The sequence below is a fragment of the Bradyrhizobium sp. RP6 genome (assembly GCF_003837805.1).
Lineage (GTDB): Bacteria > Pseudomonadota > Alphaproteobacteria > Rhizobiales > Xanthobacteraceae > Bradyrhizobium.
In genome coordinates, this window is sequence record NZ_RQIT01000012.1 from 27294 (window position 1) to 53174 (window position 25881).

The following is a 25881-nucleotide window of genomic DNA, read 5'->3' on the forward strand; positions in this document are numbered from 1 at the left end:
ACATCCAACCGAATGAGGATGAGAATGGTCCGCCGTCTTCCCACGCTCTCGATCGCGATGTCGGTGACGTCGCTGGCGCTATTCGTCACGCAACCGGCCTCGGCGGAAACCGTCACGCTCGGCATCGGAACGCAGGACACCACGACCAACACGGTGACCGCCGGCGTCGTCATCCGCCAGTTGCGTCTCCTTGAGAAATACCTGCCGAAGGACGGAAAATACGCCAACATCAAGTTCGAGCTGGAGTGGCAGAATTTCACCTCCGGTCCACCCGTCACCAATGCGATGATGGCGAACAAGCTCCAGATCGGCATGATGGGCGACTATCCGCTGATCGTGAACGGCTTCACCTTCGAGAGCAATCCGGAGAGCAAGAGCCGGCTGATCGGCATTGCCGCCTATAGCCTGTCCGGCTCCGGCAATGGCCTCGTCGTCCACAAGGACTCGCCCTACTACGATCTCGCCGATCTCAAGGGTAAGCTCGTCAGCGTCCCCTTCGGCTCCGCTGCGCACGGCATGGTTCTGAAGGCGATGCAGGACCGTGGCTATGCATCCGACTTCTTCCAGCTCGTCAGCCAGAGCCCCGAGGTCGGCTCGACCAACCTCCAGGAGAAGAAGATCGACGCGCACGCCGACTTCGTGCCCTTCGCCGAGCTGCTGCCGTTCCGCGGCTTCGCGCGAAAGATCTTTGACGGCGTCGAGACGAACCTACCGACTTTCCACGGCATCGTCGTCCGCACCGACTTCGCCGAGAAGTATCCCGAGGTCGTCGTCGCCTACTTCAAGGCGCTGATCGCCGCCAACCAGTGGCTGCGCGAGGATCCGAAGCTTGCCGCGGAAAAGATCCAGCAGTGGACCGGCATCAACAAGGAAGTCGTCTACATCTTTCTCGGCCCCGGCGGCAACATGACCACCGATCCCTCGATCAAGCCGGCGCTGATCGATGCCGCAACCGCCGACGTCAAGGTGCTCCAGAACCTCGGTCGCATGAAGGAATTCGATCCAAGGAAGTGGGTCGACGACAGCTACGTCCGCAAGGCCTATGCCGAGATGACGCTCGACTATGACACGCAGGTTGCGAGCACCAGGAACTACGAGGTCTCCGGCGAGGATGCCTTCTGCAAGAAGCCGATCACCGACCCGCGCAAGGCCGGCGAGGTCTGGGTCGACGATGCCGGCATCATGCCCTTCTCGTCAGCCGGTTGCACGCTCGGCGCCTATGCCGACTACAAGGCCAAAGGCAAGAAGATCAACGTCGCTTACGTCTTCGATACGACCCGGGGTATCAAGCTGTTCGCCGACCAGGCCTTCTTCGCCGTCGGCAATGGCGATGTCGCGCCGTTCCTGCTGAAGAAGGACGCCGAAGCATACGCGGCCAAGATCAGCGGCAAGGTGCTCGGCTTCGAGGATGCCGTGAAGGCAGCGGTCGGCGGAGGCAAGACGTGAGCAGTCCCGCCCTCGTCAGACATCCCGAGTACAGCATGCCGGTAACAGCGATTGCAGAGGCGGGCCCCGCGCCCGCCGTCACGCCGCCCGCAACCCCGCCCTCCTTCGGCACGCTCGCGCTGCGCTGGTACCGGCTCAACCAGGGCCGGCTGCGCGCCACCGCGATCGGCATCGCCTCGCTGCTCGCCTTCCTTTTGGTCTGGCACCTGCTCACGACCTATCGCGTCGTGTTCTTCGTGCGCTTCACCAACGTGCCCTCGCCGCTCGCGGTCTACGCGAGCTTCAGTAAGGCGATCCACGATCCCAAGTTCCTGATGCATATCCTGCTCAGCTGCCGGCGCATCTTCATTGGCTTCTCGCTGGCGGCGATCATCGGCGTGCCGCTGGGCCTGATCATGGGCCGCTTCAAGCTGGTGCATGAGATCATCTTCCCCGTCGCGGAAGTGCTGCGGCCGATCCCGGCGATCGCCTGGGTGCCGATGGCGATCATGCTGTGGCCGACCAACGAGCAGAGCATCGTCTTCATCACTTTCCTGGGCTCGTTCTTCCCGATCCTGGTCAACACGCTGCACGGCATGTCGCTGGTCGACCCGGTGCTGGTGCGCGCGGCGCAATGTCTCGGCGCGCGCGAGCGCTCGATCTTCCGCGAAGTGTACTTTCCGGCCTCGCTGCCGCACATCTTCACCGGCCTCACCGTCGGCATGGGCGTCGCGTGGGTCTCGCTGATCGCCGCCGAGATGATCTCGGGCCAATACGGCATCGGCTATTTCACCTGGGAGGCCTATTCGCTGGTCCAATATGCCGACATCGCGCTCGGCATGATCGCAATCGGCGTGCTCGGTCTCGGATCGAGCCTGCTTATCAGGGGCGCGGGACAGTTGGTGATGCCGTGGAGGTCGACATGAGCGAGGTGCTTGCGAACACGTCGAAGGGCCACATCGAGGTCAGGAACTTCTCCCTCGCCTACGAGACGATCGAGGGACCCGTTCAGGCCGTCACGGATACGCAGATCCATGTGAGGCCCGGCGAGTTCGTTTCGATCGTCGGCCCCTCCGGCTGCGGAAAATCGACGCTGCTCAACGCGGTCGCAGGCTTCCTCAAGCCGACAACGGGCATCGTCACCGTCGATGGCGAGCGCGTCAATGGCCCCAGCGCCGAGCGCGGCATGGTGTTCCAGCAGTATTCGCTGTTCCCCTGGAAGACGGTGCGGGAGAACGTCGAGTTCGGCCTGAAGATGCGCGGCATGCCACGCTCGCAGCGCGAACGCGCCGCGCGCACGCTGCTGGGGCTCGCGGGGCTCGAGGCGTTCGAGAAGCACTATCCGGAAAAGCTGTCCGGCGGCATGAAGCAGCGCGTCGGCATCGTCCGTGCGCTCGCCACGGGACCGAAGGTCCTGCTGCTGGATGAGCCCTTCGGCGCGCTCGACGCGCAGACCCGCGTCATCATGCAGCAGATCCTCACCAACATGTGGCAGCGGCTGAAGATCTCGGTGCTGTTCGTCACCCACGATATCGACGAGGCGATCTTCCTCTCCGACCGCGTCTATTGCATGACCGCGCGGCCCGGCTCGATAAAGGCGGAGATCCCGATCCCGCTGGAGCGGCCGCGGCAGCAATCGATGATGATGTCGTCGGAGTTCCTGGCGCTTCGCCGCGGTCTGATGTCGCTGATCCGCGAGGAGAGCCTGAAGGCGATGGGCGGCGAGATCAACGACATGGGCATGCAGGGCCTGAACATCGAACTGCACGGGCATTCGCTCGCGGACGTGATCTAGAGCATGATCCGGAAAAGCGTGCAGCGGTTTTCCGGAAAGATCATGCTCAAACAATAACCTAAAGCGCGATGACGATTCACCCTAATCGCTTTAGGCGCCGCCGACACACTTGATTTCGCAGGGCAGGCGAAGCGACGCGTGCCCACCATCCTCACCACGAATGTGGATCCACGGTGGGCACGACGCATTGGCGCCTTTGCCCACCGTAGGACTATCTTGTTCCAATCACTTAAACCAATGCACCAGCGCGAGGCTGATGCCGAGCAGCAGCAGCAGCGAGAGCGTGACGGCTGCGGTCACCCTGCCTCCGACATTCGCGAGCACGCGGACGTCGACGCCTAGGCCGAGTGCGGCCATCGACACCACGGTGAGAAAACCGGTGATCTTCGTCACGGGGCCGACCACCATCGCCGGCACGATCTCGAGCGAGCGCAAGGTCGCCAGCGCGAGAAAACCGAGGATGAACCACGGAACCAGGCGGAAAAAGCCGACATTGGTCTTCTTGGCATCGCTCTGCCAGCGCGAGGCAATGAGGGAAAGGCCGACAACGACGGGCCCGAGCATCAGGACGCGCATCAGCTTGACGAGCGTGCCGATCTGGGTCGAGACGAGACCGGCCGGCACGGTTGCGGCCAGCACCTGCGGCACCGCATAGACCGTAAGGCCCGCGAGGATGCCGTATTGCGTGGCCGACAATTGCAGCAGCGGGATCAGGAGCGGCAGGCCGAGCACCATCATCACGCCGAGGATGGCGGTGAAGGAGATCGAGGATGCGATCTCCTCGTTGTTTGCGCCGATGATCGGCGCCACGGCAGCGATCGCCGAATTGCCGCAAATCGAGTTGCCGCAGGCGATCAGGATCGACAGGCGTGTCGACAGACCCAACAGACGGCTGAGGCCGAAGGAGACACATAGCGCGATCACGACGACGGCCGCGATCGAGACGAGGAGCGCGATGCCCGAGGCGGCGATCGCGGCAAAGCTGATCGAGGCTCCCAGCAGCATGACCGCGACCTCGAGCAGCTGTTTTGCGCTGAAGGCGATCCCGGCCTGCCACCGGGGCGCCGGCTTCCAGAAGCTGCGGAGCGCCATGCCGAGCAGGATCGCCATGACGAGTGCTTCGACATAGGGATGCTCGAACATACCCAGTTCGGCGCGCTCCAGTAGGGCGGAGACGCCGGCGATCAGAACGCAAAGGAGAATGCCGGGAATCAGCGCCGCAATGCGGCTTGCGGCTGTGGCCGGCTTGGCGTCGGCCGGGCTGGATGCTTGATTCTGCGACACAAATTTCTCCCTGAGGAGAAGGATTTATACGCAGCGCGGCCCGGGAGGGAAATAAGTTTTCGACATATCAGGCCCCGAGGGAGGTTCTATCCTCAGCCCGGACAACCAGCCTCAGAAGATCAGGCTCTTGGCGAGGGAAGCGACGCGGCTGAAGCCGTCATAGACGCCGGGCTCGAAGAAGGCGGCGCGGGCAAGCACGATCCCCGCAACCAGCGACCAGAACAGCCCGGTGCCGGCGCGCAGCAAAAGCTTCGACGTACGCGACCGCGGCTGCGTGTCCGTCGCGGACACCAATTGCTCGCCGAAGGGTTCAAATCCGGTACGTTCCATGGCTCTGGCCAATCCATCAAATTCTGATGGGAATGTCGTCGTTTCGGCCCCAAACGGCAATGGAAGCGATTGGCGTTTTTGTCCTCTCGAAGGAAAACTCCTTCCGTCCGACAAGCTCAGGACAATAGTTTTCTTCTTCCGGCCTGTTTGGACACCGGCACCCGACTTACAGGGCCAGATAGCGGCGGCGGATCGCCTCGTTGGCCTTCAACTCGTCAATTCCGGCGGCGTAGACGATCTGGCCCTTGTCGATGACGGTAGCGTGACTCGCCAGCCCCAGGCAGAAATGCATGTTCTGCTCGGCGATCAGCACGGTCGATCCGAGCTGCCGGAGTTGTCGCAACAGTTCGCCGATCCGCTGTACGATGATTGGCGCGAGGCCCTCGCTCGGCTCGTCCAGCAGCAGCAGCGCCGGATTGCCCATCAGCGTGCGCGCGATCGCCAGCATCTGCTGCTCGCCGCCCGAGAGGCGCCCGGCAATGCGATCACGCAGCGGTTCCAGGAGCGGAAAGACGTCGTAGATGCGCTTGATCGGCCATTCGTCCTGGCCGTCCGGCCCCTTCTTTCTCCCGATGACCAGATTGTCTTCGACCGTGTGCTCCGGAAAGATCTGGCGGTCCTCCGGCACGAAGCCGAGGCCGGCGCGCGCGATGGTGTGCGGCTTGAGGCCGGATATCACCGTTCCGCGCAGGCTCACCCTGCCCCGTCGCGGCGGCGCCAGTCCCATGATCGCCTTCATCGTCGTCGACTTGCCCGCGCCGTTGCGGCCGAGCAGCGCCATCGTCTCGCCTTGCCGCACGGAGAGACCAACGCCGAACAGGATCTGGCTGGTGCCGTAATAGACGTCGAGATCGGCGACTTCGATGACGGCGGTGCTCATGCGGCGGCTCCCGCATACTCGGTGCCGAGATAGGCGTCGATCACGGCGCTGTCGTTGCGGATCTCGTCGGGTGTGCCGGTCGCGAGGATTCGACCGTAGCACAGCACGACGATCTTGGGCGCGATCTTGAACACGATGTCCATGTCGTGCTCGATGAAGACGACCGTGATCTTCTGGGTCTCCCAGAGCTCGCGCACCTTGTCGATCATGCGCCAGCGCTCCTCCGGTCCCATCCCGGCGGTCGGCTCGTCCAGCAGCAGCACCTTCGGTTCGAGCACGAGCGCCAAGGCGATGTCGAGCAGCTTCTGATCACCGTGCGACAGGATCGCGGCCGTGCGATGGCGTTTGCTCGCCAGCCCCAAGAGCTCCATCACGTGCTCGGCGCGGTCGCGCGTCTCGGGCAGAGGAAAGCGCTTGTGCAACACCGCGGAGGTCCGCTGGTCGGCGCTGACGGCCGCGAGCATGGTTTCCTGCACCGTCAGCGACTTGAAAATGCTGGCGACCTGGAAAGCGCGGCCGATACCGTGGCGCACGATCTCCGGCGGCGAGCGGCCGGCGAGATCGATGCCGTCGAGCAGAACCTGGCCGGAGTCCGGCTTCAAGGCACCAGTGATCAGATTGAAGAACGTGCTCTTGCCTGCGCCGTTCGGCCCGATCACGGCAGTGAGCGAGCCGTCGGGAAAATCGAGCGAGACGTCGTTGGTGGCCTTCACGCCGCCGAAGGATTTTGCGAGGTTGCGGATCTCAAGCATGGTGCGCCTCGCGCCGTGGTCCGGCACCGTCATTCCGGGATGGTCCGTCAGGACCAGACCCGGAATCTCGAGATGCCGGGTTCGCACTTCGTGCGCCCCGGAATGACTGCCCGATAGGTCCATCGCACATCGCTAGCGCTCCTCGCCCGTCTCGCGCCGATGCGCGTACCATTCGGCGACGAAATCCAGGAGGCCCTTGCGCAAACCGAGCGCGAAAAACAGGATGACGACCCCAAGCACGATGCCGTGGTATTCGGTGAACCGCGTGACAGTATCGTTGAGCAGCAGCAGCAGCACGGTGCCGACCATCGGACCAAGAAAAGTGGAGACGCCGCCGAGCATGTTGATGAAGATACCCTCCCCCGAGATCGTCCAATAGGCGAACTCCGGATAGGCGCCGGACACGAACAGCGCCATCACCATGCCGCCCATCGACGCGAACAGCGCGGCCAGCACGAACACCGTGAGCTTGGCGCGCCAGACGTCGATGCCGAGAAAGCTCGCGCGCGCGGCGTTGTCGCGGATCATGCGCAGCGTGTAGCCGAACGGCGATTGTGCGATCTGGCGCATCGCGAGCAAGCCAACGATGAGCAGCGCACAGCTCGTGACATAGAGATGGACATGATTGGACAGATCGATGCCGAGAAAGACGGGCCGCGGGATGCCGCCGCGCAGGCCCTGATCGCCGCCGGTGAACGAGGCCCAGGACAGGATGGTCGAGTGGATCAGCATCTGGAACGCGAGCGTGACGAAGGCGAAGTAAATCTCCTTCAGCCGCACGCAGATCGCACCGATGATTGCCGCAAAGACCGCCGTGATGGCCAATGTCGCGACGAAAGCCGCCGGAATCGGCAGGCCGAGCTTCTGCATGATCAGGCCGAAGCTGTAGGCACCAAGGCCGAAGAACATGCCGTGCCCGAACGAGGTCAGGCCGGTGTAACCGACCAGGAGGTTAAGCGAGGTCGCGAACAGACCATAGGCGGAGCAGCGGATGACGAAATCGAGCAGCGCCTTGCTGCCGGTGAACAATGGCAGGCTCGCCAGCACGGCAAAGGCGATCAGCGCAATCAGCACGTCGCGGTAGCGCTGCAGCACGGCGCCGCTTCGCACCGGCACCAGCGCTTGCGCGCGTCCGGCCTCGAGTTCGGTCATGCCGCCTCCTTGCCGAACAGGCCCGTGGGCTTTGAGACCAGCACGAACACCATGAACAGATACATCAGACCTTCCGTGAACAGGGGAAACCCGAGCGAGCCGAAGGAACGGATCAGGCCGAGCAGCAACGCCCCGATCAGCGCCCCCAGGATCGAGCCCATGCCGCCGATCACCGTGACGATGAAGGACTCGATCAGCACCGAGAACCCCATGCCGGGCGTGAGCGAGCGCACTGGCGCGGCCAGCGCCCCGGCAAGGCCCGCCAGCATGCCGCCAAGCGCAAACACCCCGCCATAGATCATGCCGGTGTTGATCCCGAGCGCGGACACCATGCCGGGGTTATGTGCGGCTGCGCGGATCACCTTGCCGATGCGGCTGCGCGACAGGCCGATGCCGAGCACGATGGCGGCGAGAAGCGCGACACCGATCAGCAGCAGATAGTAAGGCGGCACCACGCCTCCGGCGATGAACAGCGGCATCACCTGGAAGGCCGCCGGCATGCCCATCGCCTTGAACTCGGGTCCCCAGATCATGCGCACGACATCGTCGAAGATCAGCACGAAGGCGTAGCAGACGAGGACCTGCATCAAGACGTCCGCGCCGTAGACACGGCTCATGAAGACGCGCTCGAAGATCAGGCCGAGAATGGCGGTACCGGCCGCACCAGCCAGCATCGCCAGCGCGAAGCTGCCGGTGAGCTGATAGGCCGTCATCGCGAAATAGGCGCCGAACATGTAGAAGGCGCCGTGGCTGAAATTGACCACCTTGAGCACGCCGAAGATCAGGGTCAGTCCGACCGCGACGAGAAACAGAAGCATGCCGATGATGAGGCCGCTGGTGGTTTGCGTCACCAGGCATGCGGAGCTGGAGAGACAGCCGGCAAGCGCATCGATGTCCACGGGAGCACTTTCATTGCGACGCGCCCGACACGGCGCGGAAAACGAAACAACGGCGGAGACGGTTGCCCATCCCCGCCGCGCGCGTGATCAGGTGTAGCCCTTGCTCTTCTTCCACTCAGCTTCCAGCTCGAAGATGGTCTTCCAGTCGCCGGCCTTGACCTCGGGCACGTACGGCTCCTGTGGGATCGTCGTGCCCCAGCCGATGGCGTAGCCGACCAGGGTGTGATCGTCGCCGCGCATGGTCACGGTGCCGTCGGCGCCGAACGGGCACTTGATGGTGAGGCCCTTGAGGGCCTCGGCGATCTTCTTGCCGTCGGCGGAGTTCGACTTCTTCGCGGCCTCGGCGAGGAACATCACCGCAGTCGCGTTCTGCCACGACCAGTTGGTCGGATACTCGTTGTACTTGGCCCTGTAGGCATCGCCCCAGGCGGCGTTCTCCGGCGTGGTCGGGAAGGTCTTGATGTAGCGGTTGCCGGAGTGGATGCCCTTGGGCAGGTTCTTCACGACGGTGAGCGCGGTGTAGTCGGCCATATTGACCGCGAACACCTCCATCTGGCTGAACATCGCGTAGATGTTGGCCTGGTCGATGTAAGAGGTGAGATCACCGCCCCATAGGCAGGAGTACAGCGCCTGCGGCTTCGCCTGGAGTATCTTCGTCACCACCTCGGTGTAGTCGGGCTGGAACAGCTTTGGCCAGGACTCGCTGATGATCTCCACATCGGGCGCGAAACGCTTCAGGTAGAGGGTAAACTCACCTGTGGTGTCGCGGCCGTAGGCGTAGTCCGGCGAGCACGTCGCCCATTTCTTCAGGCCCTTGGCCTTGGCGATCGAGGCGGCGTAGCTGCCGCCGACGATGGAATCGTGGATTCCCTGGCGCACGCAGCGGAACGCGTTCGGAATGTGCTGCTTGGGATCGGCGGTGAGCGAGGACGCTTCCGAGCAGGTGTGGATGCAGAGCACGCCGAGATCGCGCGCGACTTCGTGCACTGCGAACGATCCGGACGACGCCTCGCCGTCGAGCAGCAGCTCGCAGCCGTCGGTGTTGACGAGCTCGCGCGCGACGCGGGCTGCTTCCTGCGGCTGGCCCTTGGAGTCGCGGATCACCATCTCGATCTGCCGGCCGGCGAGCCCGCCGGCGGCGTTGACCTTCTCGACTTCGAGCATCACCGCATTGCGCGAGGACGTGCCGAGCTGCGCGACGCGCCCCGACAGGATCGTCGGCATTCCGATCTTGATGGTCTTGGCTTGCGCACGCGCCACCCAGGGCGCGGCAACACTCATCGCACCGGCGCCCATCAGCGCCAGTGTTGAACGGCGGCTGATGCCCGGCGTGCGGGTCCTCGTCATTTTCCCCTCCCTCTTTCGGGTCGGCGTTTCCTGATCCCTGTCGGAGATCGTCTCGTCTCCGTGTCTGGAAGGATTTCAGAGGTAGGGGGGTGACGTCAAGCCAAAGATGAATTACGAGTCAGAATTCATCAGAGCAGGAAACGAGGCCGGCAATTGGCCCGAAACCAGCGCAAATGATCAATCTGTCGAGCTTCATCGCCTTTCATGCCCGACGCACGCCGGAGCGACCCGCGCTGAAATATCGCGGCGAGGAGATCTCCTACGCGGCCCTTGATGCACGCGTCCGCAAGGTCGCCGGTTGGCTCGCCGCGCAGGGCATCGGCCCTGGCGATGTCGTCGCCGTCTTGATGAAGAACAGCGCGGCGTTCCTGGAGCTGGTGTTTGCCACGAGTCATCTCGGCGCAGTCTTCCTGCCGATCAACTTCCGCCTCTCGCGCGATGAGGTCGGCTACATCGTCGGCAATGCCGGAGCGGGCCTGCTGATCGTCGATGAGGAACTGGCGGCGAATGCCGCGGGCGCGAAGATTGTCGTGCTCGATGAAGCCGCGCAGCACAGCGTCATGCGTCGCGCGAGCGACGCTGCACCCGCGCCGCTGCATCCGCGCCAGCCATCTGACTTGATGCGGCTGATGTACACCTCGGGCACGACCGATCGGCCCAAGGGCGTGATGCTCTCTTACGACAATTTCTACTGGAAGTCCGCCGACCAGACGATCGCGCTCGGCCTCGGTGCCGAGACGCGGCTTCTCGTCGTCGGCCCGCTCTATCACGTCGGCGCGCTCGATCTGCCGGGCATCGCCGTGCTCTGGCATGGCGGCTTCATCCGCATCGAACGCAATTTCGAGCCGGAGACGGCGCTCGCGGCGATCGCGGAAGACAAGCTCAACGCCGCCTGGTTCGCGCCTGTCATGACCAGTGCGATGCTCACCTGCCCGACGCGTGACCGTTACGACGTCTCCAGCCTGACATGGGCGATCGGCGGCGGCGAGAAGACGCCGGAAGCGCGCATCCGCGCCTTCTCCGAATACTTCCGCAGCGCGCGCTACATCGACGCCTACGGCCTCACCGAGACCGTCGGCGGCGACACCTTTATGGAAGCCGGCCGCGAGATCGAGAAGATCGGCTCCACCGGCCGCGCCATTGCCCATGTCGAGATCGAGATCCGCGACGAGGATGGCAAGGTACTGCCGCCGAACGTCAACGGCGAGATCTGCCTGCGCGGGCCGAAGATCACGCGCGGCTATTGGAAGGATCCGGAGAAGACGGCCTCTGCCTTCTTCGGCGACTGGTTCCGCAGCGGCGACGTCGGCTATCTCGACGACGAGGGCTTTCTGTACCTGACCGACCGCAAGAAGGACATGATCATCTCCGGCGGCGAGAACATCGCCTCCTCCGAGGTCGAGCGCGTCATCTACGATCTGCCCGAGGTGCGCGAGGTCGCCGTGATCGGCCTGCGCGATGCGCGCTGGGGCGAGCGGCCGGTCGCCATCGTCGTGCTGGCTGACGGCGCCAGCCTCGACCTCCCTGCCCTCACCGAACATTGCCGTGCGCGGCTGGCGAGCTTCAAGGTGCCGAAACAGCTCATCGTCCGCGACAGCCTGCCGCGCAATCCAAGCGGCAAGATCCTCAAGCGCGTGCTACGCGCCGAGCTGGAGACGTCTGAATGACGCAAGTGAACGCCAAGGTGACAAAGCTCAACCGAATCGAGCGCAACGCCTGGACCAAGCAGAAAATCTTCGAGGCCGCCACCAAGGTCGTGGGCAGATACGGCTATGCCGAAGCCTCGGTCGCCCGCATCACCGAACAGGCCGGCGTCGCGCAGGGCACCTTCTACAATCATTTCGAGAACCGCCAGGAATTGCTCGACCAGCTCCTGCCCAAGATCGGCCTCGACATGGTCGAGTTCATCCGCGGTCGCACCGGCACCGCGGATGCGGCACGGCAGGAGATCGCGCGGTTCTCCGCCTTCTTCGACTTCATCCGCGAGGTGCCGGAATTCTTGCGCATCCTCAACGAGGCCGAGTTCTTTGCGCCAGTTGGCTATCAGAAGCATCTCGACAACATTTCGGTCGCCTATGTCCGCATCCTGCGCCGGGCTCGTCTTGCAGGCGCGATCGAGGATTACAGCGATGAGGAATTCGAGGCGATCGTCCACATGCTGATGGGTGCGCGCGGCTATCTCAGCCGCCGCTATTCCTATTCGGAAAACGGCGTCACCGCCGTGCCCGACCACGTCGTCTCCGCCTATCGCAAGCTGATGACGCGCGGCCTCTTCACTGCCTTCGGAGATCAGGACACGCCATGAACATCGAATCTCCGCACAAGCCGCTCGACCTCGCCTCGGCCATCGCCGAGGGCGATATCCGCTGCCTGCTGATGGTGCTGGTGCACATGAGCGGCGACGAGAAGTGGCTCGAACCGCCCTATCTGCCGAAGCGGGATATTCGCCTCATCCCCGATCCCGAGGCCGGAGTGCCGCGCGACATCCAGGACGAGATCCGCGCCGCCGTGGTCAAGCTCTTCGCCGACGGCACACCGAAGCCCGTGATCACCGACCCCGGCGAGGAATTGCTGCTGAGGATGATGCGCGCCTGCCTCGGCGAGAACGTCGCGCCGGAATATGCGCCCCTGATGCGCGAGGAGATGGGCTTTGTGGCCCGCGAGGCACGCTGGACGACGCGCCCTTCCGACAAAAAGCTTGCGGACCAGCACGTGCTGATCGTCGGCGCCGGCGTGTGTGCCATCGCGCTCGGCGTGGCGCTCGGCCATCTCGGCATCCCCTACACCATCGTCGAGAAGAACGAAGAACTCGGCGGCACCTGGTGGATCAATCGCTATCCCGGCTGCGGCGTCGATACGCCGAACCACTCCTATTCCTATTCGTTCGGATCGCGCAATGCCTGGACGCGCTACTTCTGCCAGCGCGAGGAGCTGCTCGGGTATTTGCTGAAGGTCGCCGATGAATACGGCATCCGCAAGCATCTGCGCGTCAACACCGAGCTGACCTCGTCGCGCTGGGACGAAGGCAGGCGGCGCTGGATCTCCACGCTCAAAACGAAGAATGGCGAAGAGACCTTCGAATCGACGGCGCTTGTCTCGGCCATCGGCCAGCTCAACGATCCCTCACGCGCCCGCTTCAAAGGCGAGGACAGCTTCAAGGGAATGATCCTGCATTCGGCATTGTGGTCCGATGACATCGACGTCGAGGGCAAGCACGTCGCCGTGATCGGCACCGGTGCCACTTCGATGCAGCTCGTGCCGGCGATCGCCGGCCGCGCAGCCTCGGTCACGGTCTACCAGCGCAGCGCGCAATGGGCTCGGCCCGTGAAGGGCTATGCCGACCCGATCAGCGAGGGCGCGCGCTGGCTGCTGGCGCATCTGCCGTTCTATGTGCAGTGGTATCGCTTCAACATGTTCTGGCGCTACGGCGATGGCCTCCTGCCCTTCCTGCGCAAGGACCCGGCCTGGCCGCATCCCGAGCGCGCCGTCAACAAGGGCAACGACCGGCACCGCCAGGAGCTGACGGACTTCATCCTGTCGGAGCTGCAGGGACGCCCCGACCTGATCGAGAAATGCGTGCCGGCCTATCCGCCCTATGGCAAGCGCATCCTGCTCGACAACAATTGGTTCAAGACTTTGAGGCGAGACAACGTCGAGCTCGTCACCGACGCGGTCGATCATTTCGATCAAGGCGGCATTGTCACCGCAGACGGCAGACACCGGCCCGCCGACATCATCGTGGTGGCAACCGGCTTCAAGGTCACGGAGATGGCCGCGCGTCTCAACATTTGCGGACGCGACGGCAAGGATTTGCGTCAAGCCTGGGCCAACGACAATCCGACCGCGTTCCTTGGCCTCACCGTGCCGGGCTTTCCAAACTTCTTCTGCATGCTCGGCCCGAACTCAGGACCGGCCCATGGCGGCAGCGTCATCTTCCAGTCGGAATGCCAGAGCCGCTACATCTCGGCATGTCTCGTCGACATGATCGAACGGGACATCGCAACGATCGATGTCCGCCAGGACGTGCTCGACGAGTACGTCCGCAAGGTCGATGCCGAGCACGAGGCGATGATCTGGACCCATCCGGGCATGAGCACCTACTACCGCAACAGCAGTGGCCGCGTGTTCTCGGCGATGCCGTGGCGCTTCGTCGATTACTGGCGCATGACGCATGATCCGGATCTGCGGCAGTACAGGCTGACGAAGGTGTGAAGCAATCTGTCAGCACTGACTGTGAATGACGGAAGGCCCTTAAGCCGCAAGCCCGCTCTCCACCGGGGCGAACTCCATTCCGAGGCTCTCTGCCACCGCCTTGTTCGTGATCCGGCCGCGATGCACGTTCAGGCCGTTACGCAAATGCGGGTTCTCCAGCACCGCCGCAAACCCCTTGTTCGCGAGCATCAGTCCGAACGGCAGCGTCGCATTGTTCAGGGCCTGACTTGAGGTCACCGGCACCGCGCCCGGCATGTTGGCGACGCAATAATGCACAACGCCGTCGACCTCGTAGGTTGGCTCGGCGTGCGTGGTCGGATGAGAGGTCTCGAAGCAACCGCCTTGGTCGATCGCGACGTCGACCAGCACGGCCTCTGGCCGCATCGATTTCAGCATGGCGCGCGTGACGAGCTTGGGCGCACTGGCGCCCGGCACCAGCACTGCACCGATCACGACGTCGGCGGCGAACACCTCGTCCTCGACCGACTCGATGGTCGAGAACCGCGTGCGTATGCGTCCGGCAAAGAGATCGTCCAGTTGGCGCAAGCGCGGAATCGAGCGGTCGATCACGGTGACTTCCGCACCGAGGCCGGCCGCCATGCGCGCAGCCTGGGTTCCGACCACCCCGCCACCGAGCACGACGACGCGCGCCGGCTGCACGCCCGGCACGCCGCCCAGGAGCAAGCCGCGGCCGCCGGCGGAGCGCTTGAGCGCGGCGCCGGCGGCCTCGATGGCGAGGCGGCCGGCGACTTCGCTCATCGGCGCGAGCAGCGGGAGGTGACCGCTCGCGTCCGTGACGGTTTCATAGGCGATCGCCGTGCAGCCGGAGTCGATCAGGCCCTTGGCCTGCTCCGGATCCGGCGCAAGATGAAGATAAGTGAACAGGATCTGACTTTCGCGGAGCTGAGTCCATTCGCTCTTCTGCGGCTCCTTGACCTTCACGATCATCTCGGACCTGGCGAAGATCTCGCGGGCGGTCTCGGCAATGGACGCCCCTGCCCGCCGATACACCTCGTCGGACGCGCCGATGCCACTTCCGGCGCCGGTCTCGACCGTCACCTGGTGCCCGGCGGCGACATACTCGCGGACGGCGCCCGGGGTGAGCCCGACGCGATATTCCTGCACCTTGATCTCCTTGGGCACACCGACGCGCATCCCGAGGTCCTTTGCCAACACACTGATTCCGCTCATTCATCGTAGCGACGGCGCCCGTTTGGTTTCGGGCAAATATCCGCTAGGTTCGGCACGCGCGCGCCGGTTTCCGGCGCAAAAGTGCCCTTTCACGCTGGAAACCAAACCTTGGCCCTCGACCGGAAAGACCTCGCGATCCTCGCGGAACTCACGACCAATGCGCGAGCCAGCCACACCGAGCTTGCCAACAAGATCGGCTTGTCGAGCACGGCGCTGGCGCGGCGGCAGAAGGCGCTGGAGGATGACGGCTACATCCAGGCCTACCAGGCCGCGCTCGACCTCGCCCAGTTCGGCCTCACCACCACTGTGCTGGTTCGCATCGCATTGGAGAGCCAGAGCGACGATGCGCTGAAGGCTTTCGAGGCGGAGGTGGTGAAATGCCCCTCGGTCGTGCGCTGCTTCCTGATGTCGGGCACCGACGACTACATCCTGATCGTGCTCGCCCGCGACATCCAGGATTTCGAGCGCATCCACCGTACCGAGCTGTCCCGCCTGCCCCGCGTCGCGCGGGTGCAATCGAGCTTCGCGCTACGCGAGATCGTCAACCGCGCGGTGCCGACCGTAGTGTTCGGCGAGACGAAGCGCTGACCTCGTCTGTCCGACCGAAGGAATCGGTCGGGAACCAAGCAAGCCGTCATCCGTTGGGCGCTATCGGCCAGCGGCGGCAACGCATTCTCGCGTCACTTCCCAATCTGCCCAGCTCGGCCCCTTCCGCAGGGAATAGAAGATGGCCGACATTACGATCCCCGAACGCATTCCGATCAACCTTGTCGTCAATGGCGAAAGGCGCGCGCTCGAGCTCACGCCGTGGACCACGCTTCTGGATGCGCTGCGAGACCGCCTGGAGTTGACCGGCACCAAGAAAGGCTGCGATCACGGCCAATGCGGCGCCTGCACCGTGCTGGTCAACGGAAGACGGGTCAATTCCTGCCTGACCCTCGCCGTCATGAAGGATGGCGCCGAGATCACGACGATCGAAGGCCTTGCCAAGGACGGCGCGCTGCATCCCCTGCAACAGGCCTTCATCGACCATGACGCCTTTCAGTGCGGCTATTGCACGCCGGGTCAGATTTGCTCGGCGGCCGGCCTGCTGGCCGAAGGTCGTGCGCGGGATGCCGACGAAATCCGGGAGCTGATGAGCGGAAATCTCTGCCGCTGCGGCGCCTATCCCAACATCGTGGCTGCGATCGAGCAGGCAATGAGCCGGTCATGAACAACTTCCAGTATTCCCGCGCGAGCGAAGTCGCCGACGCCCTCCGCCTGCTCGACGCCGATCCCGGCGCGAAGTTGATCGCCGGCGGCACCAACCTGATCGACCTGATGAAGGAGAACGTCGAACGGCCCTCCCGGCTGATCGACATTTCCCGCCTGCCGCTCCGCGACATCGAGGAGACTGCCGACGGCGGTCTGCGCATCGGCGCCTTGGTGCCCAATTCCGACCTCGCCTACCATCCGCTGATCGAGCAGCGCTATCCTCTGCTTGCCAGCGCCATTCTGGCCGGCGCCTCCGCCCAACTGCGCAACATGGCCTCGGTCGGCGGCAACCTGATGCAACGAACGCGCTGCGCCTACTTCTATGACACGACCACGCCTTGCAACAAGCGAAGTCCCGGTATGGGTTGCTCGGCCCTCGATGGCCTCAACCGGAACCATGCAATCCTCGGCACCAGCACGTCCTGCATCGCGACCAATCCCTCCGACATGAGCGTGGCGCTGGCGGCACTCGGTGCGCTCGTCCACATTGCAGGCCGCACCGGCAAGCGTACCATCGCGCTGACGGATTTCCATCGGCTTCCTGACGACAAGCCTCACCTCGATACGAATCTCGGCAGCGGCGAGATCATCACCGCAATCGAGCTGCCGCCGCAGCGTTTTGCGCGGAACTACAGGTATCTGAAGATCCGCGACCGGCTGTCCTACGCCTTCGCCCTGGTCTCGGTCGCAGCCGCGGTCGAGCTGGAGGGTAACGCGATCAGCGAAGCCCGCCTTGCGCTTGGAGGCGTGGCTCACAAGCCGTGGCGAACCCCCGAAGCCGAAGCGGCATTGCGCGGCCAGGCGGCAACACCTGATCATTTCGGGCGCGCCGCCGACCTGCTGCTGCAGGGAGCAACCGCTCGCTCGCACAACGGATTCAAGATCGAGCTCGCGCGCCGAGCGGTCGTGCGGGCGCTGATCCAGGCCACAAGCACCACACCGCAATCCCAAGCTCGCAAGAAGATCGCATGAGGGCCCGATGAACGCCTATGTCGGAACACCAACGTCGCGCGTCGACGGCCGGGCCAAGGTCACTGGAGCCGCGAAATATGCCGGCGAGTTCAGCGCTGAGGGCCTGGTCCATGGTTTCGTGGTGGAGGCCACCATACCGCGCGGTCGTATCGTGCGGCTCGACACCAGCGAGGCGCTGAAGGTGGCCGGAGTGCTCGACGTGCTCACGCACGCCAATCGTCCTTCCCTCGCCGACAAGGACGAGGCTTGGAAGGACGAGGTGGCCCCGGAGGGTTCGCCGTTCCGGCCGCTATATGACGACTTGATCAAGTTCAACGGGCAGCCGATTGCTCTCGTTGTTGCCGAAGAATGGGAGACCGCGAAGTTCGCCGCAACGCTGGTGCGGATCGACTACGAGCAGGATGGCTTCGCAACCGATCTCGAGGCCGGGCGCGGCAGTGCCCGTGAGATGGATAAGCCGCACAAGCCCCGCGGCGACGCCAAAGCAGCACTTGCGGCCGCCACCCTGCGGCACGAGGCGGACTACCTCGTTCCGACCGAGCATCACAATCCGATGGAGCTCTATGCGACGACGACGGTCTGGGAAGGCGACGGCAAGCTCACGGTCTACGACAAGACCCAAGGCGTCCAGAACGTTCAAAAGTTCCTCTGCGGTGTGTTCGACAAGAAGCCGGAGGAGATCCGCGTGCTTTCGCCCTATGTCGGCGGCGCATTCGGCTCCGGCCTGCGACCGCAATACCAGGTTGTGCTGGCGACGCTGGCCGCCCTCGCACTCAAGCGCTCCGTCCGCGTCGTGCTGACACGGCGGCAGATGTATGGGCTGGGCTATCGCCCGATGACCATCGAGCATGTCGCGCTCGGGGCAGGGCCCGACGGCACGCTTGATGCCGTCAGCCACGAAGCCATTGCCGTTACCTCACGCTACGAGGATTTTTCACGCAATGACACCGGCTGGGCCGAGCAGCTTTACAAGAGCCCGAACAGCCACTCTTCCCACAAGCTGATCGACCTCGACGTCTCGACGCCCTGCGACATGCGCGCGCCGGGCGCGGCTTCGGGCGTCTGCGCGCTCGAGTGCGCCATGGACGAACTGGCCGTCGCGCTGAAGCTCGATCCGGTCGAACTGCGCCTGAAGTGCTACTCGGATCGCGATCAGAGCGAAGGCCTCCCCTACACCAGCAAGCAGTTGCGCGAATGCTACGCGCGCGGCGCGGAAGCCTTCGGCTGGGCCCGGCGCAATCCCGCGCCGCGCTCCATGCGCGACGGCAAGGAACTGGTCGGCTGGGGCATGGCGACAGGGGTGTGGGAAGCGCTGCAGATGCCGGTCGCCGTCCGCATCGTCCTGACGGCCAACGGCCATGCCGAGGTCTCCTGCGCCGCGTCCGATATCGGCACCGGCACGTACACCATTGTGGCGCAAGTCGCGGCCGATGCTCTCGGGCTGCCGATCGAGAACATCAGCGTCAGGCTCGCCGATTCGACCTTGCCGCAAGCCCCCGTCGAGGGCGGCTCCTGGATGGCGGCGTCCAGCGCGCATGCCGTGCTGGGAGCGGCCGAAGACATTCGCCAGGAGCTCGCACGTCTTGCAAAGGCCATACCGGGCTCGCCGCTTGCTAACGACGCCGCCGACGTGCTCCTGATCGACGGGATGATCGCCAGCGAGGGCAAGAACGGGGCTGCCGTCTCGATTGCGGATGTCATGCGCCACAGCAAGCTCGAGCGGATCGAAAAGGAGAAGCTCAACCAGTTCGCGGAGGACAAATCGCATGCGCGCAACACGCATTCGGCGGTTTTCGCAGAGGTGAAGGTCGATGAAGAGCTGGGTGTCATCCGCGTCACGCGGGTCGTGAGTGCAGTCGCGGCAGGGCGCATCCTGAACACCAAGACGGGCCGCAGTCAGATCATGGGCAGCGTGGTCTGGGGGATCGGAATGGCGCTGCACGAGGAGACAGTGATGGATCACCGCTTCGGCCGCATCATGAATGCGAACATCGCCGAGTACCACATTCCCGTGAACGCCGACATTCACGACATAGACGTCATTTTCGTTGATGAGCCCGACAGCCGGATCAACAGGATGGGTATCAAGGGTCTCGGCGAAATCGGCATCGTCGGCGTGCCTGCGGCGATTGCGAACGCCGTCTACCATGCCACCGGCAAGCGCATCCGCCGCTTCCCGATCACGTTGGACAAGCTGCTGGACTGAAGCCGCAGGTACTCGAACCGCCCCGCGTTCTCGGCTCCTGTCATCCAGCTGTCATCGAATGTGCCGAGAGCTGTGTCTCCGCCACATTTCGGGATCCGACATGGACTATTTCAAGCGCTTCAACTTCCTGTTCGCCGCCCCCGTGTTCGACGCCGACGATCTCGAAGGCGTCCGCTTCAACCAGATCATCGAGGAGATCCAACGCTCCGGCTTCGAGGTGGTCCGGGCGCGCAAGCTGGAGGATGCCGAGATGGCAGTGCAGACCGACGCCGCGATCGGCTGCATGGTGGTGGACTGGGGCAAAAAGGGGCTGGAGGGCAAGACCTCGGCGCTGATCAATCTGATGCGCCGCCGCGGCCTCGACTTCCCGATCATCCTCCTGATCCGTCGCAAGCGGTTCGAGGATCTGCCGGTCGAGGTGCTCGATTTCATCGACGGCTATGTCTTCCTGTCCGAGGAGACGCCGCCCTTCATCGCCAAGAACCTGATCAGCCGTCTCAAGCAATATGCCGAGACGCTGAAGACGCCGTTCTTCGGCGCGCTGGTCGACTATGCCGAGGAAGGAAACCAGCTCTGGACCTGTCCGGGCCACAATGGCGGCGTGTTCTACAACCGCAGCCCGATCGGGCGCGTGTTCGTCGAGCATCTTGGCGAATCCGTATTCCGCGACGACCTCGATAATTCCGTGCTCGATCTCGGCGACCTGCTCACCCATGAAGGTCCGGCGCTGAAGGCGCAAAAGGAAGCGGCCCAGATCTTCGGCGCCGAAAAGACCTATTTCGTGCTCAACGGCACCTCGACGTCGAACAAGGTCGCGCTCGGCGCCCTCGTCACCGACGGTGACCTCGTGCTGTTCGACCGCAACAACCACAAGGCCGCCCATCACGGCGCTCTGATGATCAGTGGCGGCGTCCCCGTCTACGTCCCGACCGTCCGCAATGCCTGGGGCCTGATCGGCCCGATGCGCTGGGACAGGCTCGATGAGAAGGCCCTGCGCGAGGCCATCCGCAACCATCCGCTGGTCGGGGACCGCGACGCCTGGCGCAAGGAGCGTCCGTTCCGCGTCGCCGTGGTCGAGCAGTGCACCTATGACGGCTCGATCCACAGCGCCGAGATGATCCTGAAGCGCATCGGCCATCTCTGCGAATACATCCTGTTCGACGAGGCCTGGGCCGGCTTCATGAAGTTCCATCCGCTCTATGTGGGCCGCTTCGCCATGGGCCTGGCCAATCTCCCTCCCGAGGCCCCCGGCATCATCGCAACGCAGTCGACTCACAAGCAGCTGGCGAGCTTCTCGCAGGCCTCGCAGATCCACATCAAGGATCGTCACATCCGCGGCCAGAAGCGGCGCGTCGAGCACCGCCGCTTCAACGAAAGCTTCATGCAGCACGCATCGACGTCCCCCTTCTATCCGCTGTTCGCCTCGCTCGACGTCGGCGCGCAGATGATGAAGGGTCGCTCCGGCGAAGTGCTGTGGGACGACACGATCCGGCTCGGCATCGAGCTGCGCAAGAAGATCCGGGCGATGCGCCGGGAGTTCGAGGAGAAGGAGCAAAATCCGGAGCGGCGCTGGTTCTTCGAGCCCTTCGTTCCCGATCGGGTCGCCATTCCCGATGTCAGCCGCCCCGGCGCCGTCCACAACGTCGCCTGGGAGACGCTCTCCACCGACGAGCTCGCCACCAATCCCGCGCTGTGGCAGCTCTCTCCGGACACCAACTGGCACGGCTTTCCCGATCTCGCGGAAGGCTTTGCCATGACCGATCCGAACAAGCTGACCTTGCTCACACCCGGATTCGATCGTGCGACCGGCGCCTATGCCGAGCACGGCATCCCCGCACCGGTCGTCGCGCAGTACCTGCGCGAGAACCGCATCGTCCCGGAGAAGAACGACCTGAACTCCCTGCTCTTCCTGCTCACCCCCGGCGTCGAGGCGAGCAAGGCCGGCACGCTGATCTCCGGCCTCGTCGCGTTCAAGAGGCTGCATGACGACAATGCGCTGCTGGCCGACGCGATTCCGGAATTCCATCAGCGGCGCCGGGCGCGCTACGAAGGCGTGCGCCTGCGCGATCTCTGCGGCGAGATGCACCGCTTCTTCCGCGCCGCCGACGTCAGCGCACTCCAGGCGAGGCAGTTCATGCCCGAGCACATGCCCGAGATTGCGATGTCGCCCCGCGATGCCGCGCGCTATCTGTTCCGCAACGATGTCGACTACCTGCCGATCGAGGCGATCGCCGGCCGCATCGCCACCACGCCCTTCGTGGTCTATCCGCCCGGCATCGCTACCATCGTGCCCGGCGAGCGGCTGACGGAGCGGGCCAAACCCATGATCGATTATCTCAAGATGTTCGAGACCTGCTTCAACACCTTCCCGGGCTTCGACGTCGAAATCCAGGGCGTCTACAAGGAGGTCGATGCTCACGGGCGCATCGGGCTCTACACATACGTCGTTGCCGAGTAGGTGCCGATGAACGAGACAGCCGCGCGCGCGAGTGATGAACCCGTCCTGGTCAGGCCGTCACGCGAAAGCGATGTCGAGGGCACCGGCGCGCCGGAGCCGGACGATCTGCGCGACCGGCGCAAGAACCTGAAGCAGACCCGCCTGCCGCATCTTGTGGCGACCTATCGCGGCGAGGTCGTCGGCTATGCCTATGCCGTGCTGTTCCGCAAGCGCCCGGCCTATCGATACACGGCCAAGCACTCGATCTACGTCCACCACGCGCATCTCGGCCGCGGGGTTGGACGGCTATTGCTCCAGGAATTGATCGACGCCTGCGCGGCGGCCGGCTTCCGCCAGATGATCGGCTATATCGATGCCGACAACGCGCCCTCGCTCGTGCTGCACGAAAAATTCGGCTTCGCGCGCGCCGGCCTGCTCCACGGCGTCGCCTATCGCCACGGCCGCTGGTCCGACACCGTGATGGTGCAACGATCGCTCGGCGCAGGGACGACAACACCTCCGCCCATCATGGCGCGGGGCCGGTAGGCCTTACGACGGAAAGTCAGCCGGTCTCACATGGATGCGGTCGGCATGCAGCGACCAGTCATGCAATGCCTGGTCCTTGCAGAATCTTGCTTTCGCCCGCTCCTTGGCCTCATCCTCGTCGGCCGCGTCGATCTCGAGCGTACCCTGGCAGACCTCGCTCTGCCGGCCGTACTCGCCGAGCACGTCCTTCATGAACTTGACGACATAGGTTGACATTGGGACCTCCCAACTGCCCCGGCGGTACTCTAATCCCATTTACGCCGGATAGGGGAAGGAGATTTTGACGCGGATCAAGGCTTGTCGAGACCCGACGGAAGATTCGTTGCGGAACCTGCCGCGCGGGTTTATGGGCAAATGCCGGTCGCCAATAGGGAATTAGCCTTGCACTTTGTCTCCGATACCGAAGTCACGAAAGTTCTGACCTTTCCGATCCTGATTGCGGCGCTCGAAGAGGCGCATCGCCGGCCGAAGATGGAGGTGCTGGACGCCTTCCTTGGAGACGAGAGGGGGCAATACGTCATCCGCAGCGCCGTCGATCCCGGCCGATACATGGCCAGCAAGATGTTCACCAGCTTTCCGGCCAATCTGGCCGAAGGCAGGATGCCCGCGGTGCAGGCCGTGTGCGTGCTGTTCGACGGCACCAATGGGCGGCCGCTGGCGGCGATGGACGGCACCGAGATCACGCATTGGCGCACCGCAGCCGACTCCGCGCTGGCCACGAAACTGCTCGCCCCGCCCAATCCCGAGACGCTGCTCTGCGTCGGGGCCGGCGAGATGTCCGAATGGCTGATCCGGGGTCATCGCACCGTGCGGCCGTCACTGGAGCGCGTGCTGATCTGGAATCGCAGCCCGGACCGGGGCGTGGATCTCGCTCAGCACTTGGCGAAGGTCGGCGTCAAGGCGGAAGCAATCACGGATCTCGACGCTGCGACGCGCGAGGCCGATGTCATCACCACCTGCACCCGCGCGCATCAGCCGCTGATCAAGGGCCGCAATCTGCGGCCGGGCACGCATCTGGACCTCGTCGGCGGCTACACGCCGCAAACCCGGGAGGCCGATGACGAGGCGGCCAAGCGCTCCCGCATCTTCGTGGACCGACGGGAATCCGCCTTCCATGGGGTCGGCGACATCCTGCAGCCGATCGCAAGCGGCGTGATCAGCGAGGCGGATGTCCTCGGCGACCTCTACGACCTCGCCGGCGGCCTTGTGCTGGGGCGAACGTCACCGTCCGACATCACGTTCTTCAAGAACGCGGGCGGCGGCCATCTCGACCTCATGACCTGTGAGGCCGTGTTCCAGCAGCTTGGCGCAAAGCTGGGGTAGTGGCCCAGGCTGACGAGACACGGCCGACGTCAGCCCTCACGCCTTGATGTCGAGGAGCGTGTCTTCCGTCTCGGCGTAGGCCTGAATGACCTTCGCATTGGCAACGAAGCTGTACTTTGCGGTCACCAGCTGAGCGAATTCGCTAGCAAGATCGACATTCGGCGCTGCGACCAGGCCGTCCTGGTTTGCGAAGGGAGCGCTCGGGTCGGATTGCGCGGCATAGCTCGGCGACACCGTCGATACGGTCGCAACCGTACCGCCCGGCGTCGAACCACTCGACTGGGAGACCTGATCTACTCGCAACGGCACGTAGGCTGCAGGAAACGTTGGAGCAATGCCCGCACCGGCCGATGCGCTCGATCCGCCTGACGCGGGTAGCGGGCCGGTCGTTCTGATGTTGGCGATATTGCTCGCGGCCACGTTCACGCGCAGACTCGCCGCAGAAAGTCCGGATGTCGCAATCGAAAGTATGCTCATGCTCCCTGATCTACAGGACAGGTCATACGCGTTCCTTCACGCCATCGATAAGATGCGCCCCTCTGTATTTCCCTCGCGGTAACCAATGGCTGGCGCGCAATAGCCTTCGCGCGCCCTACCCCGGCTTCACGCCAAAAGCCTGTGTGAAGCGTTCGGCATAGTGCGGCCAGACCTCGGGATTGATGATGCGCGGCGGGCGCTTGCCGTCCAGCACATCCAGCACCTGTTCGGCGGCGATGCGGCCCATGTTCTGCCGCGCCTCGATGGTGACGCCCGCCGTGTGCGGGCTCGCCAGCACGTTATCGAACTGGAGCAGCGGATGCTCCGGCGGCGGCGGCTCCTTGGACCAGACGTCGAGGCCGGCACCCGCAATGCGCTTGTCGCGCAGTGCCTGAAGCAACGCGTCCTCGTCGTGGATGAAACCGCGCGCCGTGGTGATAAAATAGGCATGCGGCTGCATCAGCGCGAATTCACGCACGCTGATCATGTTGCGGCTGCCCTTGTCCAGCGGGCAGGAGATCGAGACGAAATCGGCGCGGCGCAGGAGTTCGTCGAGCTCGACCTTCTGCCCGCCCCGCTCCGCCATCACCTCGGCCGACAAATACGGGTCGTAGGCCAGCACCGTCATGCCAAGCAAGCCCTTGCACAGGGCGGCGATGCGCCGGCCGACATTGCCGAGGCCGACGATGCCGACGGTCTTGCCCTCGACCTCGTTGCCGACGAGTTCGTTGCGGTTGACGTCGCGCTCGCGACGTAGGCGGCGATCCGACTGGATGATGCGCTTGGATAGGGTCAACATCATCGCCAGCGCATGCTCGGCAACCGAATGGGCGTTGCCGCCGGACTGGTTGACGACCAGCACCCCCGCCTCCGTGCAGGCCTCGACGTCGACAGGGTCGAAGCCGGCGCCATTGCTGGAGACCAGCAGCAGTTCCGGCGTCCGCTTCAGAAAGGCGGCATCGACGTGGAAATGCGGCGCCAGCTCGTCGCGGGCCGCACCGATCTGGTAGACATGGGCCGCGCTCAGGATCGGCGCATAGAAGTCTTCGGGGCTCTCGTTCTCGATGCGATCGAGCCGGACGTCGGGCCGCGCCTTCAGAATGTCGATATAGATCGGATTGGCTAGGTATTTGACGTAGAAGACGCGCTTGTTGTTGACGGACATCAGGACCCTTCCGGCTCGTTCGCGAGGGAGCTCGGCAAGGTCGGCGCGACGCGCTGCCTCCGGTGCCTCCTCCTGCTTTTTCGTTGCCGCATTTATGACATGGCGGTGCCGGCCACGGCAGGCCGTCTGGCGCAGATCACGGTACCGGCGCGGACATGTTGACAATCCCTCTGCCTGCGTCAAGTTCGGCGGACCGCCGCAACGGCCAGAACCAAGAAGCATGCGCGGCTGAAG

At 64.2% G+C, this 25881-nt stretch carries 24 protein-coding genes; 13 read left to right on the top strand and 11 right to left on the bottom strand.

Features of this window, described 5'->3' with window-relative positions; genetic code table 11:
- Positions 1–24 precede the first annotated feature (24 nt).
- The 3 genes from EHH60_RS21420 to EHH60_RS21430 are packed head-to-tail and all read left to right on the top strand — an operon-like array spanning position 25 to position 3220.
- The gene (locus EHH60_RS21420) at positions 25–1446 is read left to right on the top strand and encodes an ABC transporter substrate-binding protein (RefSeq protein WP_199751708.1); all 1422 of its coding nucleotides are present in this window, start codon (positions 25–27) and stop codon (positions 1444–1446) included.
- Positions 1443–2351 (top strand): ABC transporter permease, encoded by a 909-nt coding sequence (locus EHH60_RS21425; RefSeq protein ID WP_124161425.1) that lies wholly within the window; start codon positions 1443–1445, stop codon positions 2349–2351. Before EHH60_RS21420 ends, EHH60_RS21425 begins: the two co-directional genes overlap by 4 nt.
- Positions 2348–3220, top strand: a complete 873-nt coding sequence (locus tag EHH60_RS21430; protein ID WP_199751711.1) for an ABC transporter ATP-binding protein — start codon at positions 2348–2350, stop codon at positions 3218–3220. The genes EHH60_RS21425 and EHH60_RS21430 overlap by 4 nt, the downstream gene beginning before the upstream one ends.
- Before the next feature lie 225 nt (positions 3221–3445).
- Here the strand turns inward: EHH60_RS21430 and EHH60_RS21435 are convergent, their stop codons facing one another.
- The 7 genes from EHH60_RS21435 to EHH60_RS21465 all read right to left on the bottom strand — a co-directional run bounded on the left by EHH60_RS21435 (position 3446) and on the right by EHH60_RS21465 (position 9864).
- On the bottom strand, positions 3446–4504 hold the full coding sequence (locus tag EHH60_RS21435; RefSeq protein ID WP_124161427.1) for a YeiH family protein: 1059 nt from the start codon (positions 4502–4504) through the stop codon (positions 3446–3448).
- Positions 4505–4615: 111 nt separating this feature from the next.
- Complete coding sequence (locus EHH60_RS21440; RefSeq protein WP_194388310.1) at positions 4616–4834, bottom strand: hypothetical protein; 219 nt, start codon at positions 4832–4834, stop codon at positions 4616–4618.
- A gap of 166 nt (positions 4835–5000) precedes the next feature.
- A complete protein-coding gene (locus EHH60_RS21445) occupies positions 5001–5714 on the bottom strand; it encodes an ABC transporter ATP-binding protein (protein ID WP_124161429.1) in 714 nt (237 codons plus the stop codon).
- Positions 5711–6466: an ABC transporter ATP-binding protein gene (locus EHH60_RS21450; protein WP_124161430.1), complete on the bottom strand. Its 756-nt coding sequence runs from the start codon at positions 6464–6466 to the stop codon at positions 5711–5713. Before EHH60_RS21450 ends, EHH60_RS21445 begins: the two co-directional genes overlap by 4 nt.
- A 132-nt stretch (positions 6467–6598) precedes the next feature.
- The gene (locus tag EHH60_RS21455) at positions 6599–7618 is read right to left on the bottom strand and encodes a branched-chain amino acid ABC transporter permease (RefSeq protein WP_124161431.1); all 1020 of its coding nucleotides are present in this window, start codon (positions 7616–7618) and stop codon (positions 6599–6601) included.
- The gene (locus EHH60_RS21460; protein WP_124161432.1) at positions 7615–8517 is read right to left on the bottom strand and encodes a branched-chain amino acid ABC transporter permease; all 903 of its coding nucleotides are present in this window, start codon (positions 8515–8517) and stop codon (positions 7615–7617) included. Before EHH60_RS21460 ends, EHH60_RS21455 begins: the two co-directional genes overlap by 4 nt.
- Before the next feature lie 87 nt (positions 8518–8604).
- On the bottom strand, positions 8605–9864 hold the full coding sequence (locus tag EHH60_RS21465) for an ABC transporter substrate-binding protein (RefSeq protein ID WP_124161433.1): 1260 nt from the start codon (positions 9862–9864) through the stop codon (positions 8605–8607).
- Between the two features lie 173 nt (positions 9865–10037).
- Here EHH60_RS21465 and EHH60_RS21470 point away from each other — a divergent pair, with 173 nt between their 5' ends.
- The 3 genes from EHH60_RS21470 to EHH60_RS21480 are packed head-to-tail and all read left to right on the top strand — an operon-like array spanning position 10038 to position 14076.
- Positions 10038–11531 (top strand): AMP-binding protein, encoded by a 1494-nt coding sequence (locus tag EHH60_RS21470; protein WP_124161434.1) that lies wholly within the window; start codon positions 10038–10040, stop codon positions 11529–11531.
- A complete protein-coding gene (locus EHH60_RS21475) occupies positions 11528–12169 on the top strand; it encodes a TetR/AcrR family transcriptional regulator (RefSeq protein WP_124161435.1) in 642 nt (213 codons plus the stop codon). Before EHH60_RS21470 ends, EHH60_RS21475 begins: the two co-directional genes overlap by 4 nt.
- Positions 12166–14076 carry a flavin-containing monooxygenase gene (locus EHH60_RS21480; RefSeq protein WP_124161436.1) on the top strand — a complete coding sequence of 637 codons (1911 nt, stop codon included), beginning with the start codon at positions 12166–12168 and terminating at the stop codon, positions 14074–14076. The genes EHH60_RS21475 and EHH60_RS21480 overlap by 4 nt, the downstream gene beginning before the upstream one ends.
- A gap of 39 nt (positions 14077–14115) precedes the next feature.
- Here EHH60_RS21480 and ald read toward each other — a convergent pair whose 3' ends face one another.
- Positions 14116–15231: an alanine dehydrogenase gene (gene ald / locus EHH60_RS21485; RefSeq protein WP_124161564.1), complete on the bottom strand. Its 1116-nt coding sequence runs from the start codon at positions 15229–15231 to the stop codon at positions 14116–14118.
- 144 nt (positions 15232–15375) lie between these two features.
- On the opposite strand from ald, the gene EHH60_RS21490 reads away from it, so the two are divergent.
- The 6 genes from EHH60_RS21490 to EHH60_RS21515 all read left to right on the top strand — a co-directional run bounded on the left by EHH60_RS21490 (position 15376) and on the right by EHH60_RS21515 (position 22682).
- Positions 15376–15855, top strand: a complete 480-nt coding sequence (locus tag EHH60_RS21490; protein WP_197965164.1) for an Lrp/AsnC family transcriptional regulator — start codon at positions 15376–15378, stop codon at positions 15853–15855.
- A 139-nt stretch (positions 15856–15994) separates the two neighbouring features.
- Entirely contained in the window at positions 15995–16480 is a 486-nt protein-coding gene (locus tag EHH60_RS21495) for a (2Fe-2S)-binding protein (RefSeq protein WP_124161438.1), read from the top strand.
- Positions 16477–17493, top strand: coding sequence for an FAD binding domain-containing protein (locus tag EHH60_RS21500; protein ID WP_124161439.1), 1017 nt, complete (start codon positions 16477–16479; stop codon positions 17491–17493). Before EHH60_RS21495 ends, EHH60_RS21500 begins: the two co-directional genes overlap by 4 nt.
- A 7-nt stretch (positions 17494–17500) precedes the next feature.
- Positions 17501–19699 (top strand): xanthine dehydrogenase family protein molybdopterin-binding subunit, encoded by a 2199-nt coding sequence (locus EHH60_RS21505; protein WP_124161440.1) that lies wholly within the window; start codon positions 17501–17503, stop codon positions 19697–19699.
- Between the two features lie 100 nt (positions 19700–19799).
- A complete protein-coding gene (locus EHH60_RS21510; protein WP_124161441.1) occupies positions 19800–22157 on the top strand; it encodes an Orn/Lys/Arg family decarboxylase in 2358 nt (785 codons plus the stop codon).
- A 6-nt stretch (positions 22158–22163) separates the two neighbouring features.
- Positions 22164–22682 carry a GNAT family N-acetyltransferase gene (locus EHH60_RS21515; RefSeq protein WP_199751714.1) on the top strand — a complete coding sequence of 173 codons (519 nt, stop codon included), beginning with the start codon at positions 22164–22166 and terminating at the stop codon, positions 22680–22682.
- Between the two features lie 3 nt (positions 22683–22685).
- Here EHH60_RS21515 and EHH60_RS21520 read toward each other — a convergent pair whose 3' ends face one another.
- Positions 22686–22898, bottom strand: coding sequence for a hypothetical protein (locus EHH60_RS21520; RefSeq protein WP_124161443.1), 213 nt, complete (start codon positions 22896–22898; stop codon positions 22686–22688).
- Positions 22899–23063: 165 nt separating this feature from the next.
- Between EHH60_RS21520 and EHH60_RS21525 the strand changes: the two genes are divergently transcribed.
- A complete protein-coding gene (locus EHH60_RS21525) occupies positions 23064–24005 on the top strand; it encodes an ornithine cyclodeaminase family protein (RefSeq protein WP_124161444.1) in 942 nt (313 codons plus the stop codon).
- A 36-nt stretch (positions 24006–24041) separates the two neighbouring features.
- Here the strand turns inward: EHH60_RS21525 and EHH60_RS21530 are convergent, their stop codons facing one another.
- A complete protein-coding gene (locus EHH60_RS21530) occupies positions 24042–24482 on the bottom strand; it encodes a flagellar basal body rod protein FlgC (RefSeq protein ID WP_124161445.1) in 441 nt (146 codons plus the stop codon).
- A 115-nt stretch (positions 24483–24597) separates the two neighbouring features.
- Complete coding sequence (locus EHH60_RS21535; protein ID WP_124161446.1) at positions 24598–25647, bottom strand: hydroxyacid dehydrogenase; 1050 nt, start codon at positions 25645–25647, stop codon at positions 24598–24600.
- Positions 25648–25881: the final 234 nt, after the last annotated feature.

Bases quoted from the DNA above. Each gene is read 5' to 3' on its own strand.
- EHH60_RS21420 (WP_199751708.1), top strand. From the start codon at position 25: ATGGTCCGCCGTCTTCCCACGCTCTCGATCGCGATGTCGGTGACGTCG.
- EHH60_RS21430 (WP_199751711.1), top strand. From the start codon at position 2,348: ATGAGCGAGGTGCTTGCGAACACGTCGAAGGGCCACATCGAGGTCAGG.
- EHH60_RS21440 (WP_194388310.1), bottom strand. From the start codon at position 4,834: ATGGAACGTACCGGATTTGAACCCTTCGGCGAGCAATTGGTGTCCGCG.
- EHH60_RS21445 (WP_124161429.1), bottom strand. From the start codon at position 5,714: ATGAGCACCGCCGTCATCGAAGTCGCCGATCTCGACGTCTATTACGGC.
- EHH60_RS21450 (WP_124161430.1), bottom strand. From the start codon at position 6,466: ATGCTTGAGATCCGCAACCTCGCAAAATCCTTCGGCGGCGTGAAGGCC.
- EHH60_RS21455 (WP_124161431.1), bottom strand. From the start codon at position 7,618: ATGACCGAACTCGAGGCCGGACGCGCGCAAGCGCTGGTGCCGGTGCGA.
- EHH60_RS21465 (WP_124161433.1), bottom strand. From the start codon at position 9,864: ATGACGAGGACCCGCACGCCGGGCATCAGCCGCCGTTCAACACTGGCG.
- EHH60_RS21470 (WP_124161434.1), top strand. From the start codon at position 10,038: ATGATCAATCTGTCGAGCTTCATCGCCTTTCATGCCCGACGCACGCCG.
- EHH60_RS21475 (WP_124161435.1), top strand. From the start codon at position 11,528: ATGACGCAAGTGAACGCCAAGGTGACAAAGCTCAACCGAATCGAGCGC.
- EHH60_RS21480 (WP_124161436.1), top strand. From the start codon at position 12,166: ATGAACATCGAATCTCCGCACAAGCCGCTCGACCTCGCCTCGGCCATC.
- ald (WP_124161564.1), bottom strand. From the start codon at position 15,231: ATGCGCGTCGGTGTGCCCAAGGAGATCAAGGTGCAGGAATATCGCGTC.
- EHH60_RS21495 (WP_124161438.1), top strand. From the start codon at position 15,995: ATGGCCGACATTACGATCCCCGAACGCATTCCGATCAACCTTGTCGTC.
- EHH60_RS21500 (WP_124161439.1), top strand. From the start codon at position 16,477: ATGAACAACTTCCAGTATTCCCGCGCGAGCGAAGTCGCCGACGCCCTC.
- EHH60_RS21505 (WP_124161440.1), top strand. From the start codon at position 17,501: ATGAACGCCTATGTCGGAACACCAACGTCGCGCGTCGACGGCCGGGCC.
- EHH60_RS21510 (WP_124161441.1), top strand. From the start codon at position 19,800: ATGGACTATTTCAAGCGCTTCAACTTCCTGTTCGCCGCCCCCGTGTTC.
- EHH60_RS21515 (WP_199751714.1), top strand. From the start codon at position 22,164: ATGAACGAGACAGCCGCGCGCGCGAGTGATGAACCCGTCCTGGTCAGG.
- EHH60_RS21520 (WP_124161443.1), bottom strand. From the start codon at position 22,898: ATGTCAACCTATGTCGTCAAGTTCATGAAGGACGTGCTCGGCGAGTAC.
- EHH60_RS21530 (WP_124161445.1), bottom strand. From the start codon at position 24,482: ATGAGCATACTTTCGATTGCGACATCCGGACTTTCTGCGGCGAGTCTG.
- EHH60_RS21535 (WP_124161446.1), bottom strand. From the start codon at position 25,647: ATGTCCGTCAACAACAAGCGCGTCTTCTACGTCAAATACCTAGCCAAT.